This window comes from candidate division KSB1 bacterium (assembly GCA_034506395.1).
In the GTDB taxonomy this organism is placed as follows: domain Bacteria; phylum Zhuqueibacterota; class Zhuqueibacteria; order Thermofontimicrobiales; family Thermofontimicrobiaceae; genus Thermofontimicrobium.
In genome coordinates this window covers 88,264-100,775 of sequence record JAPDPQ010000011.1, presented here as the reverse complement: position 1 = coordinate 100,775, position 12,512 = coordinate 88,264, and the positions used below count along the sequence as shown (strand labels likewise).

Annotated in this window: 11 protein-coding genes; all 11 read left to right on the top strand. The window is 44.6% G+C overall.

Annotation, left to right across the window (positions count from 1 at the left end; translation table 11 throughout):
- The first annotated feature begins 135 nt into the window (after window positions 1-135).
- On the top strand, window positions 136-849 hold the full coding sequence (locus ONB37_09245) for a pyridoxine 5'-phosphate synthase (protein ID MDZ7400334.1): 714 nt from the start codon (window positions 136-138) through the stop codon (window positions 847-849).
- A gap of 84 nt (window positions 850-933) precedes the next feature.
- A complete protein-coding gene (locus ONB37_09240) occupies window positions 934-1,779 on the top strand; it encodes a hypothetical protein (GenBank protein MDZ7400333.1) in 846 nt (281 codons plus the stop codon).
- Between the two features lie 618 nt (window positions 1,780-2,397).
- On the top strand, window positions 2,398-2,961 hold the full coding sequence (locus ONB37_09235; protein ID MDZ7400332.1) for an HD domain-containing protein: 564 nt from the start codon (window positions 2,398-2,400) through the stop codon (window positions 2,959-2,961).
- A gap of 317 nt (window positions 2,962-3,278) precedes the next feature.
- Window positions 3,279-3,959 (top strand): HAD family phosphatase, encoded by a 681-nt coding sequence (locus ONB37_09230; GenBank protein ID MDZ7400331.1) that lies wholly within the window; start codon window positions 3,279-3,281, stop codon window positions 3,957-3,959.
- A 651-nt stretch (window positions 3,960-4,610) separates the two neighbouring features.
- The gene (locus ONB37_09225) at window positions 4,611-5,600 is read left to right on the top strand and encodes a hypothetical protein (protein MDZ7400330.1); all 990 of its coding nucleotides are present in this window, start codon (window positions 4,611-4,613) and stop codon (window positions 5,598-5,600) included.
- Window positions 5,600-7,045 carry a hypothetical protein gene (locus ONB37_09220; protein ID MDZ7400329.1) on the top strand — a complete coding sequence of 482 codons (1,446 nt, stop codon included), beginning with the start codon at window positions 5,600-5,602 and terminating at the stop codon, window positions 7,043-7,045. The genes ONB37_09225 and ONB37_09220 overlap by 1 nt, the downstream gene beginning before the upstream one ends.
- A gap of 43 nt (window positions 7,046-7,088) precedes the next feature.
- Window positions 7,089-8,075, top strand: a complete 987-nt coding sequence (locus ONB37_09215; protein MDZ7400328.1) for a hypothetical protein — start codon at window positions 7,089-7,091, stop codon at window positions 8,073-8,075.
- A 52-nt stretch (window positions 8,076-8,127) separates the two neighbouring features.
- On the top strand, window positions 8,128-9,042 hold the full coding sequence (locus ONB37_09210) for a PorV/PorQ family protein (protein MDZ7400327.1): 915 nt from the start codon (window positions 8,128-8,130) through the stop codon (window positions 9,040-9,042).
- Between the two features lie 392 nt (window positions 9,043-9,434).
- Window positions 9,435-10,205: a DUF3108 domain-containing protein gene (locus ONB37_09205; GenBank protein ID MDZ7400326.1), complete on the top strand. Its 771-nt coding sequence runs from the start codon at window positions 9,435-9,437 to the stop codon at window positions 10,203-10,205.
- Window positions 10,206-10,264: 59 nt separating this feature from the next.
- Entirely contained in the window at window positions 10,265-11,311 is a 1,047-nt protein-coding gene (locus ONB37_09200; GenBank protein MDZ7400325.1) for a glycosyltransferase, read from the top strand.
- Window positions 11,312-11,316: 5 nt separating this feature from the next.
- Window positions 11,317-12,291 (top strand): radical SAM protein, encoded by a 975-nt coding sequence (locus ONB37_09195; protein ID MDZ7400324.1) that lies wholly within the window; start codon window positions 11,317-11,319, stop codon window positions 12,289-12,291.
- The last annotated feature ends 221 nt before the right edge of the window (window positions 12,292-12,512 follow it).

The window sequence follows — 12,512 nt, the reverse complement described above, 5'->3', positions numbered from 1 at the left end:
TGCTGCGATTGGTGCTCTATCGCTCGCGGCAAATTGAATTAACCAGTTTTTTGCGTGGAAAATTGGATCCTCAACCCGAGCTAATTAAGTGGATTTGTTCAGCGATTATACCCGACCAAAATTTGGGAGGTAATTATGGTGCGATTAGGCGTGAATGTTGATCATGTTGCGACGATTCGAGAGGCGCGTCGGGGCCGAGAACCTGATCCTGTCGCTGCAGCAGTTTTGGCGGAATTGGCTGGAGCGGATGGGATTGTGTGTCATTTGAGAGAGGATCGCCGTCATATAAAGGATCGCGATTTATCATTACTGCGGCAAGTTGTGAAGACCCATTTAAATTTGGAGATGGCACCTACGGAGGAAATGGTGAAAAAAGCGATCTCGGTTTTGCCTGATATGGTCACCTTGGTACCAGAGCGCCGACAGGAGGTGACAACCGAAGGCGGTTTGGACATCACAGCCAACTTTGATCGGCTTGAGGAAGTCACCTCTACTTTGCGCGCCAACAATATTGTCGTGAGCTTTTTCATCGACCCGGACGTATCTCAAATCAAAGCAGCGGCCAAATTGGGAGCGGATTACGTCGAACTGCATACTGGTAATTATGCCAATGCGACCGACTTGAATCAGGTTGTCGAAGAATTGGAACGGATTCGTTCAATGGCCATGACCGCTGCCAAATTGGGACTGGGTGTCAGCGCGGGTCATGGATTGAACTATCAAAACGTGGTCGATATCGCCCGAATCAAGCAAATCGAAGAGCTTAATATCGGGCACTCCATCATTTCGCGGGCTGTATTGATCGGCATGGAGAAAGCGGTTCGGGATATGATCGCTCTGATTCGATAAAATAGAATTTGAAATTTAATGAATGGATTTGACGTTAGTATGAAGATATCCGAATGATGAACGAATAGGTGAGGAGACGGCAACATGGGAAATGCAACTTTGGCTATCGATGGACATGTTCATCTGTATGATGTATATGATTTGAAAACCTGTGTCGAGAAAGGGATCGAGAATTTAGCGAGTAATTCAATAAGCAGGAGTTCCTCTGTTATTCCAATCTGGCTATTGGTCGAACGTTCCGATGCAAATTTTTTTGACCGAATGTATCATTCCCCAGCGCGCTATAATTGTGATGGAATTCAATTCGAACCATCTCGAGATCGACTCACCATCATCGTGCGAAAAGACAACCAGCCCAGATTGTACCTTTTTGCTGGGCGTCAGTTGGTGACGAAAGAGGGGCTGGAGGTGCTTTCGCTGATCTCAAACTACAAGATCGCCGATCGAGAAAAAACAATGGATGAGGTGATAGAAGCGGTAAAGGCCACTGGTGGAATCCCTGCTTTAAATTGGGCGCCTGGCAAGTGGTTTTTTCAAAGAGGCAAGGTTATCGAGCAGCAATTGCAGCAACGGTCGGTCGAGGAGATCTTTATTGGGGAAACCTCGCTGCGTCACAATCTCTGGCCAGAACCGAAATTGATTCGATTTGCTCGGAAAAAAGGATTTTCCATTATTGCTGGGTCAGACCCGCTGCCGTTTCCTGGTGAAGAAAGAGGAATTGGCAGTTTTGGCTTTGTGATTCAAGGCGATTTCGATGAGAAAAATCCTGCAATTTCTCTAAAAGAGATCATGAAAAAAAATCGGCCTTCTATCCAAATAATCGGCCGGCGCAACGATATTTTTACTTTTGCCCGACGCCAGTTCAAAATCATGAACGAAAAAAGGACGAGACACTCAACAGGCGATCCGAAAAATGAAAAAACTGACTGATCGCTAACCTGTAAGAGCAGTCCAATTCGTTGAGATTTGATCCATAGTCAGTAGAGTTCGTTCGGAATTAGTGATTTTTCTAAAAAGTGCTCATTCCAAAGGAAGTGATGAATCTGGAAATCCCAGGTTTTCAGTCATTGATAGATTCCTCGCTTCGCTCGGAATGATGTTTTTATTAGAAATATTTAGCAGTCGGAGGGACTCTAATTCGTAAGCGACGGATCAGTGCCTATTTTCGGACATCCTTTAAATCGCGGTAACTCAGTTTCAATTCAAAATACCATCGTGGACTTGGTAATCGATTCCATAAGCGCTTTACAGCTCAACGAGGCTTGAGCGAGCGCGAACCATGCTGGGATTAGCCGATGTTGGTTCTTGCACATAAACATGGTTAATTTGAACTCCAATTTGGACTTCAGCAGCCTTTGCATCATTTGAAATTCTGATATTATGTTTACGGAGGCAAGCATGATTGCCCTTATCGTTTTATGAAATCAAGGAGACTTCTGTATCCGAAGGAGCGACCGCTATTCGTGCAATTGCTATTCGTTTTGCAGAAATCTAATTTAATTGAAATGGATAATGTAGCAAGATGTCTCAAAATAATGGGAGCTGAAGATGAAACAGGATCTCTTGAAGATATTGCCTGAATTCAATCTGATCAAAGATGAAGAGCTTCGGAATAAGACAGTGGCGGTGTGGGAAGATGCCATAAAAATAGGTGGATGGAATGTGGCAGATCTGGAAGAAATTCCATTCACACTCCTAATCGCAAATTGCCCGATCAATATTGTCGATCATACCAGAGGCGTCACTCAAGTGGCGATAGCAGCAGCACAGAAGCTTCGCCAGTTCAACAACAACAGCTATGAGATTGATGACGATATTTTGATTTCTGGTGGCCTCTTACATGATGTTGGCAAGATATTGGAGTACAAACACACGCCTGAAGGGGTGAAAAAAAGCGATACTGGAAAATTGCTGAGGCATCCATTTAGTGGTGCTGGCCTGGCGATGAAGCATGGGCTGCCAGATAAAGTGGTCCATATCATCGCAGTGCACGCCAAAGAAGGGGATGGCGGTTATCGTTGCCCCGAGGCCGTCATCGTCCATCATGCCGATTTTATGAATTTTGAACCAATCAAAGGAAAGGTGGATGGCAATTTAGGACCGCGATCATAAGCGATTCAAATTTTCTGGTGAACGGAATTTGAAAATCTGATTGCTGATGAACTCATATTACATGATCTTTTGGCCCACGCATATAATAATATCGATTTTGATTATCTTTCCAGCGATGGTGGGCAAATATGATCTCCCTAGGTTATTTCGTTTGATAAGGATTATCGATTGGATGCTCGATTGGTTGCTGAAAAAGCCTTCTACTCAAGTAGAAAGATGGGCTTGCTAAAAACCATGCAATGCTTCACTTCGGTCATAAAGAAATTTTTCATCTAAAAATTGTTTGCTTAACCAATAAAATTCAGGAGTCCGATTACTTGACGATCAAAGCAGTGCTATTTGATTTCGATGGTGTGATTGCGAATACGTTAATCTATCATGTGCAGGCCTGGCAACAGGTGTTTTGGAGCTATGGTGTAACTGTCGTTCCAGAAGATGTGTATTTGCTTGAGGGGCAGTTGGCGGAGCAAATTGGTCGGCAGTTGGCTCAGCAAAAGGGTTTGTCCCTGGATGAAAAGACTTTGACCGAGATGGTTCGAAAGAAGCGAGAGATATACAACCAAATCACTCAAGCGGTGATTTATCCAAATACCCAGAAAGCGATTGAATTTTTAAAGAAAAATCACGTGAAAATCGGCTTGGTAACTGGGGCAATTCTCAAAAATATCGAGCCAGTAACTGGAAGAGAATTTTTAGCTCTGTTCGATACAATCGTCACTGGTAATGAAGTTGCGAATACCAAACCACATCCTGAACCATATCTTACCGCAGCCAAAAAACTTGCAGTTGAGTCAAAAAATTGTTTGGTGATCGAGAATGCGCCCTTGGGGATTCGGGCAGCTAAATTAGCTGGAATGTTTTGTATCGCCCTGAAGACCACAATTCGCGATGAAAAATATCTAAAAGAAGCTGATCTGATCGTAGAAGATATTTCACAAGTTCACTGGGAACAATGGCTCCCCCCGGCTGAAAATGGTAAACCTGACTTTCATCGTTGAGCACTCGGTAGAGTCAACTATCGTTCATTGGATAAGTCGAAATGATGAAATGCTTTCTTTGTGCAAAATCATCTCCTGATTTTCAAGACGAATAATCTGTGAGCCGAATCAGAAGAATAAGAACTATTCCATCTTGGGATTAGCGCCATCAGATTATGTGGGTCATCAGGAGAAAGAGAGAGCAGGATGTTGACAAAATTTCATGGCGCAGTTGGTTATAATCGGGGAACTTTTGGGATGAGGCAAACATAAAACTTCTGAGTTATTAAATAATGCCTGAACGAAACCTCACCTCCCTATCATTTCGACCGCAGGGAGAGATCTTTAATAGAAATAGTCTCAGGATCACCAGATTCCTCACTTCGTTCGGAATGATATTTAGTTGAAAATTTAAAAGCTTTCGTTCAAGCTCTAAATTGAAAGATGCCTGCTGATTCGCCGAGTGGTCAGATGAAAAACAGCTCGGCTTTTCATTTAACTCAAGGGTGTACAAATTTGAGTTATTTAAGATATTCATGGATAATTTTCCTCCTTTTCATTTTTTGTGAATCGAATGGTCCTATCCAACCAGAGCAATTTTCTCCGACTTTATCAAACCTTTCGATTCCTGACACGGTGCTCACTGGGGTCGATCAGAGCTACATTTTTTCTGTGAAGTGTGAAGATCAGAATGGCCTTGAGGATATTGATAGCGTTCTATATCGCATCGTCGCGTCCGCAGGTGGGCAGGTGATTTCCGGAATGATGTTCGACGATGGGGACTATGCACTTCACGGCGATAATGTGCCCAAGGACGGGAAATATAGTGTTCGATTGAAATTCAGCATAGCGCCGGGTCAGTACGAGTTTATTGTTCAGGCCGTGGATCGGGCGCAACTTCGGAGCCAGATACTCGGCGGGCGATTCCATGCTCAAATTGGAGAAGTGAATCATGCGCCGATCATTGTCAAGCTTCGGATTCCCGATAGTGTATGTGTCGATCAAATTGTCCCATTTTCGTTGAGCGTGACAGTGATCGATCCCGATGTTCAGGACGCAGTGAGCCGGGTAGTCTATCAAATCTTAGAGCCAAACTTGACCAATATTGCTGAACAGGGGGAGATGAACGATCGGGGCATCAATGGCGATAGCCTGGCTGGTGATAGAATTTTTTCGATTGAGACGACAACCGCGTTCGCTAATTGGAAGTTTGGAAATTATTATGTGAACATTCAGGCGTTCGATAGTCGCAACAAGGCAAGTGACCCTGTCTATCAGATCATCTATTGGAAAAAAAATCAGCTCGGGCTGCCGCCGCAACTCCTCAGCATTGCAGCACCAGATACGATCCAACTTCCTGCCTCTGGCGATCGATCCTTTCTGTTGACTGCAAAGGTCAGCGATCCCGATGATAACCGCGACATCAAAGAGGTGTTTTTCAACACATTCAAACCGAATGGTTCCCCTTCAAGCGGCAATCCCTTTAAGATGTATGATGATGGTACCAGTGGTGATTTGGTAGCAAACGATTTTACTTACTCGCTGACGATCTTTATTACAGCTCAAAATTCACCTGGTGATTATCGTTTTGAATTTCAAGCCAAGGATTATTCCGATTTACTCAGTGAAAAAATTATTCACATAATTACGGTGATCAAGTGATGAAAAAAATCACTCTATTATTGTTGATCTTGAGTTGTTGGATTGGTCCAATTGTTGGGCAATCTCTGTTCAAAAACGCCTCGAGGTACCAGATGCTGCCCATCCCTGGGTTAAAAAGCAACAGCATAACCGATATTGCCATAGTCGATGAGAATACAATTTGGCTGGGTACCGGTAATGGGCTGGCCAAGACCGAAGATAGTGGCAAAACTTGGCGGACGTTTACTGAGAAAGACGGGATCGGCCGCGGGGGTGTCTCAGCACTTGCGGTGACCAAGGAGATCATTTGGGTGGCTACGGCATTCGATACCTTGATCCAGGGCGAACATCAAGCGGCTGGGGGAGGGCTGAGCTATTCTGTCGACAACGGCACCACATGGAATTACATCCCGCAACCATTTCCGCGCAGCAATTGGACAGTAATCAATAATGTGACTTATGATATTGCTCTGATCGATTCCATCGTCTGGATCGCTAGTTTCGGGGGCGGCTTGATGAAATCATCCGATCGAGGTAAGACTTGGGTGGTACAGCCGCCAGATAATTACAATTTCAACCCTGATCAATATCTAAACCATCGGGTCTTTTCGCTGTTAGCCGATGGAGATACTTTATGGGTGGGCACGGCCGAGGGCATCAACGTGTCTTATGATGCAGGAAAAACCTGGACCACTCAGTTTACCCACCAAAATCAACAGCAGCCGATCTCTGGCAATTTCGTGGTTTCACTCGCATTGCAAAAAATCGGTAATCGTCGTATCATCTGGGCTGGAACGGCCAATGCCGAGGACCCAAACGAGGTTCGCGGGACCTCCTGGAGCGCTGATGGTGGTCTGACCTGGAAAACTGGCTTGCAAGGCAAGTTCGCATGGAATTTTGCCTTTGATGGGGCGATCGTATATGCCTGTACCGATAGTGGCTTCTGGAAATCACCCGACGCTGGAGAGACCTGGGATGTATTCCCCCAGATCATCGACGAACAAACCAGGGAAAAATTTTACACCGTGGAATATTATTCGGCGGGGGTCGCCCCGAATAAACGGCTCTGGGTTGGTAGCGCTGATGGATTAGCATATAGCGATAATAACGGTTTTAGCTGGAACATCTTGCGGGCGTTCGTCCCCCCGGGTGAAGCTGGCGAGCCGCGCGTTTATGCCTATCCGAACCCATTCACCCCATTGCGACATAACCAGATCGGCGGAGATGGTTTTATCCGATTCCAATTTAGCACGAACATCCCCACGCGCGCTAAGGTGCGCATTTTCGATTTTGCAATGGATTTGATAACTACGATCGAGGGCGACCAAGCTTATCCGCCCGGGAACTGGTCTATCGCTTGGAACGGAAAGACAGCCGATGGGAAATTGCTGGCCAATGGGGTCTATTTTTACCAGTTGGAGCTTGATAATGGGAAGCACTGGGGAAAAATTTTGATCGTTGACTAATTTAGAAAACTTGTTCAGATCTGTTTAAAAAGGACGCTCATCGATGGTAACTAATTCGAAAAAAATAGCCCTGCTATTGGGAATAATTCTTATTGCTGGTGCTCGAAGCATTCATGCTGAAGATGGCATCCTCGCTGGTGCTTTCATGAGAATGGGCTTGGGAGCTCGTGCTAATGCCATGGGAAACGCATTTACCGGGGTCGCTGAAGGCAGCGTGGCCGCCTATTACAATCCTGCTGGAATCCCCTTCCTGGAATCCCGGCAGCTTTCATTGGAATATCGATTGCTGTCCCTGGATCGGAAATTCAATTATGTTGGTTTTGCCACTGGTATCCGTCCCAAAGTCGATGCGGCTTCTGGGGAGCAACCGCTGAATGCTGGGATAGCGATCAGTTGGATTCACGCTGGAGTGGATCATATCGATGGTCGGGATTTTGAAGGAAATCATTACCAGGACTTTTCGAATGCTGAGAACGCATTTGCGCTGTCGTTTGGCATCATGCCGATTCGAAACAAATTGGCTATTGGGTTGACAGGGAAGGTTCTCTACAATCGGATCCCCGACATCGGCGACAACAATGCAGCCATTTCTGATTTCGGTATGGGAGTGGACGTGGGATTGTTGGCTAAACCATGGACGTTTCTTTCGATTGGTATTTTGGCAAAGGATATCAATGCAAAATATGATTGGAAGACCGATAAAGTCTGGGAGAAAGATATTGACAAAACCGATCGATTTCCTACTACCATTCGATTGGGCATTGGGCTGCGCTATCCCTACCCATGGCTGCTATTTGCCTTTGATTTGGAAAAGAATGATCAACAGAATCTGAAATATTTTATCGGAACTGAGGCGGTGTTTCAAAACAAATTTGCTGGGCGAGTTGGGTTGAATAATGGCAGTCCGACTTTTGGAGCTGGCTACCAATTCGAACTGTTCAAGCGAGCTGTGCAGATTCAATATGCCTTTGTTTCCAAAAAATATGATGTCGCTCCTGAGCATATTTTTTCATGGGTATTCAATCTATAAATCTGGATGGACAAATTTTCGGCTTTTCCACCATCCACGAAAGGGATGAAAGATGAAAACAAAATTCTGGTATGTTTTTGTATTGATAATTACCCTATTTGCGGCTTCGGTCTTTGGCAGCACCAATCCAGCCAGCACGGGGCTATCATTTTTGAAAATCGGCGCTGGCAGCCGAGCCATAGCCATGGGCGAAGCTTATACGGCTGTTGCGAACGACCCAAGCGCCACATATTGGAACCCTGCAGGGCTTGCAGCTCTCAATAGAACCGAAGTGCTGTTCACGCACAATAAATGGATCCAAGACATTACCAATGAATTTGCAGCCTTGGGAATCCGATCGGGCAAAAATGGATTCGGGATCGGCGTTATGGTCAATACAATTCCCGGGATTGAGCGTCGCGTCATTCCCTCGAACGAGCCGTTGGATGTACTCACCGCCCATGATGTAATGTTCGGGTTCTCTTACGCCAGAAAGTTGACCGAACATATTCATGTCGGTGCCACCCTCAAATATCTGTATCAGAAAATTTATATCGAAGAATCTTCTGGTTTCGCTTGCGATTTTGGAATGCAATATGATACGCCACTGCAAGGAATGAAGGCTGGACTGGCGCTTCAGAATTTTGGTGCCATGTCCAAATTCAAGGAACAAGCCGCTCAATTGCCCCGGACCGTTCGATTGGGATTTGCATATCAATTGCCAGTTCAGATAATCAACTGGGATCTGTTGATTGCGGCTGATTGGATGAAAATTCTGCAAAGCACTTCACATCTGAATTTTGGTCTGGAGTCCAATTTCACTAAATATTTTGCACTCCGCATTGGTTATCAAACTGGATTTGCAGACAAAGGAATCCACACTGGATTCGGTATCCACTTCCATCGTTATCGATTAGATTATGCCTATGTGCCGTTTGCTTCCGATTTGGGAGACTCGCATCGGATTTCGCTGGGATTCGGATTTTGAAAGCTTTTTCTTTGAAAAAATGGCATTAGTTGAGTCAACTGAATTTCTCTATGAATTCATCGATTGAATAAATCCACCACTATCGGAATGCATTCTGAATGAGCGACCAATGATTAGAAATCACACCTCGATTCTCTCGCCCGGTTCAAAAAAATTTCTTGATATTTTAAAAATTAATTTCTATTTTGAAGGCGGCAGGTGTATGATTAATATTTAAAGTGGGCATTGCGAAATTCAGGCAGTGTGGAATAAATTTATCGCGGTTGCGAATGGAGGTAGCTCTATAGTGCCTGTGCAAACCAAATAAGCTGCCGCATTTGCAGAAACTGCGGTCTGATATCTATTCCTTCTTTGCTTTGCAGCACCATTTCACATTTTCAAATGAATTGAATATGAAAATCTTCTGTCTGATCTTTGCTCTTTTTGCGATAATGAATTTAGGACAGGATGAAGGAAAATTGCAATTGGATTTCCTTGGCGAAAAGTTATCCTTCAAAATGGAATATCTCAATCTGTCTGTTGCCAAGCTCGATTTTGATATATTGGATGCCGAATCCGGCAATTATCTCGTACGGGTCCATGCCAAATCCACTGGCTCAGCGAGCCTCATGTTTAAATTGGATAATGTATATGAGACCTATTTTGATCGGCAGAGTTGTTTGCCAAACAAAATAGTCAAAAAAATCGCTCAGAAGAACATCCAGCATGAGCTAAAATTTTTGTTCGATCATAAGAACGGAGTTGCTAATTTAGGTGATTCGATTTCTTGGAAAATTCCCGAGGACTGTTTCGATTATTTCTCCATGCTGTATTTTCTTCGAAGGCAACGGTTGCAACCTGGCGATATCGTTCGCTTTCACCTCGATTCTGAATATATTATCTCGAAAGTGGAGGCGAGGGTGCTTGCCGCTCAAGAATCTATCAAGGTGCCCGCTGGAAAATTCCGTGCGATTAAGCTGAATATAAAATTTACCAGGATCAGTCCGCACTCTCGTCCCTGGCGCACCGATCTGCTCACCAATCGGCTGGCTTCCCCTGGCTCTGAGCTCACGCTTTGGCTAAGCGATGACGATTCTCGCCTGCCGCTGAAAATCGCTTACCATCAATCGCAAATGAAAACTCAAGTCGTATTAGATGCATTTTCGCGAGGTCGGCGGCAGTGAGCATCCCCTGGATTTTGCTGCTTTCAATTCCATTCGTTCTTTATTTGATCAGCTCGATTATGCTTCGTTTTGGCCTAACTCGAAACTATAGCGAGGTTCCTGCTAAAAGTGTTTTTGTTTCAGTGATCGTAGCTGCCCGCAATGAAGCGGACACGATTCTTGATTGTCTCATCTCTTTGGCTCAATTAGATTATCCTGAAAATCTCATAGAAATCATCATTGTCAACGATCGGTCTGAAGATGCAACCGAAGCGATTATCGATCAGTTCATCGCTGAGAAAGCTTGCTTTAAAAACATTACGATCGCCGAGCCGGTCTCAACATTATCTGGAAAAGCCAGCGCCATTTCCCAGGCGGTTGAGCAAAGCCAGGGTGAGATCATCTTTGTCACAGATGCTGATTGTATCGTTCCAAGCGATTGGATCAAACAGATGAGTCGCTATTTTGCTGAGGATGTGGGGATGGTAGCTGGATTTACTTTGTTGAGAGATACCGTGGGGTGGTGGCATCTGATTCAGAATTTGGATTTAGCATATTTGCTTGGAGTCGCAGCCGGTGCAGCCAGGCTAGGTATCCCATTGACCTGTATGGGCAATAACTTCGCATTTCGCCGCTCGGCTTACCAACAGATAGGTGGTTATCGTGGGGTGGGTTTTAGCGTGACCGAAGATTTCGCCCTGCTTCGCTCGATGAGCCGAAAAACTGATTGGAAAATTCGATTCCTGGTCGATCGAAATAGCCTTGTAAAAACCCGACCAGTCATGAATTGGCGGGAATTTCTCAACCAGCGGAAGCGATGGGCAGTCGGCGGCCGAAACGTCCATTGGTTCGGCAAACTGCTCATTATGATCAACCTGATGTCAAGCGCCATTTTAGTCGCATTGATTTTCTTGGGAGAAAATTGGGGGCGCTTTTTCGGCTTTAGTGCGTTCATCTTCGCGGGGGATTACCTGCTATTAGCTGCAGTTGAAAAACGTCTCGATTCCCAATTAAATTTGGCCATGATCCCGCTCTATCGATTGTTCTTCATCGCATATTCAGTTATTTTAATTTTCAATCTTCTGCTTAATCGAAAAGTGACCTGGAAGGGTATTGAATATCGCTAAAAAATATGGCACCGATTGTCTGCAATTATTACATTACCTATCGTTGTAATGCTCGCTGCAAGTATTGTGATTTTTGGAAGAGAAGAAAGTTTCGGCAGGCCAACGATTGTTCTCCCTTTGATGTAGCGCAAAATTTATCTGCGCTTCGTAAAATTGGCATCCGATTTATCGATTTCACAGGCGGGGAGCCCTTATTGCATCCTGATTTGCCCGAACTTCTGAGGCTGGCGAAAGGTCATCGGTTTTGGACCTCGGTAACCACCAACTGCCTGCTCTATCCAGAGAGGGCACAGGAGCTAAGAGGTCTGGTCGATTTATTACATTTTTCGCTCGATTCGATAGATCCACATGTGCATGATGCTCTGCGGGGGTGCGAATCGTATGAAAGCGTTATGCAAAGCATCGAGATTGCCAGAAGTTTGGGAGAATCCCCTGATCTCCTTTTCACGGTTACCCCAGCGAATGTACATGCAATTGAAGCTTTGATAAGCTTTGCACAGAGCCAAAAATTGATCTTGATTGTGAACCCCATCTTTCGGTACAGCAATCAAGAGGTATTGGATTTCGAGGCATTGGATTATTTGGACCAGTTTTGTCATGAAAAGTATGTTTATATCAATCGTGCGTTTCATCGCTTGATCCGAAATGGCGGCAATCGAACATCACAGCCCAGATGTCGAGCGATGTCTGCCTCAGTCGTCATCTCCCCTGAAAATGAGCTTCTGCTGCCCTGCTTTCATCATGCGCAATGGGCAATCCCACTCAATAATGACCTAATTCAAATAGTTCAATCTCAAACCTATCGGAGTTTAATATGGCACCAAGGAACTTTTCCATTCTGTCAGGGTTGTACCATCAACTGCTATTTCGACCCGTCGTTTCTTTATAAGCTGGATCGCTATTTTTGGCTTAGCTTAATTTCAAAAACAAAATATGCGATTGACAAATATCTTGGTCGGGTATTGTCAAAAATTAAATGATTATCTCTGGCCTGAATGAGTTATCGTTCGAGATCCAGAAGACATAAAGACTTTTTCAAAATTTGTTCAATCTGCTGGATAAAAAAATTTTTAACTTCCAGAGATCCTTGCTAATGCTCTGCTGCGTTTGAATCTCTGAGCCTCATGAGCAACCATAGTGGAGGACGCAAGCAAAATTGGCATACAAAAACTAATCTTCTTCTTCGATCAATAATGCAGGA

Excerpts from the sequence above, each read along its gene's own strand:
- ONB37_09220 (MDZ7400329.1), top strand. The coding sequence starts at position 5,600 with ATGAAAAAAATCACTCTATTATTGTTGATCTTGAGTTGTTGGATTGGT.
- ONB37_09240 (MDZ7400333.1), top strand. The coding sequence starts at position 934 with ATGGGAAATGCAACTTTGGCTATCGATGGACATGTTCATCTGTATGAT.
- ONB37_09245 (MDZ7400334.1), top strand. The coding sequence starts at position 136 with ATGGTGCGATTAGGCGTGAATGTTGATCATGTTGCGACGATTCGAGAG.
- ONB37_09215 (MDZ7400328.1), top strand. The coding sequence starts at position 7,089 with ATGGTAACTAATTCGAAAAAAATAGCCCTGCTATTGGGAATAATTCTT.
- ONB37_09210 (MDZ7400327.1), top strand. The coding sequence starts at position 8,128 with ATGAAAACAAAATTCTGGTATGTTTTTGTATTGATAATTACCCTATTT.
- ONB37_09200 (MDZ7400325.1), top strand. The coding sequence starts at position 10,265 with ATGCTTCGTTTTGGCCTAACTCGAAACTATAGCGAGGTTCCTGCTAAA.
- ONB37_09205 (MDZ7400326.1), top strand. The coding sequence starts at position 9,435 with ATGAAAATCTTCTGTCTGATCTTTGCTCTTTTTGCGATAATGAATTTA.
- ONB37_09195 (MDZ7400324.1), top strand. The coding sequence starts at position 11,317 with ATGGCACCGATTGTCTGCAATTATTACATTACCTATCGTTGTAATGCT.
- ONB37_09235 (MDZ7400332.1), top strand. The coding sequence starts at position 2,398 with ATGAAACAGGATCTCTTGAAGATATTGCCTGAATTCAATCTGATCAAA.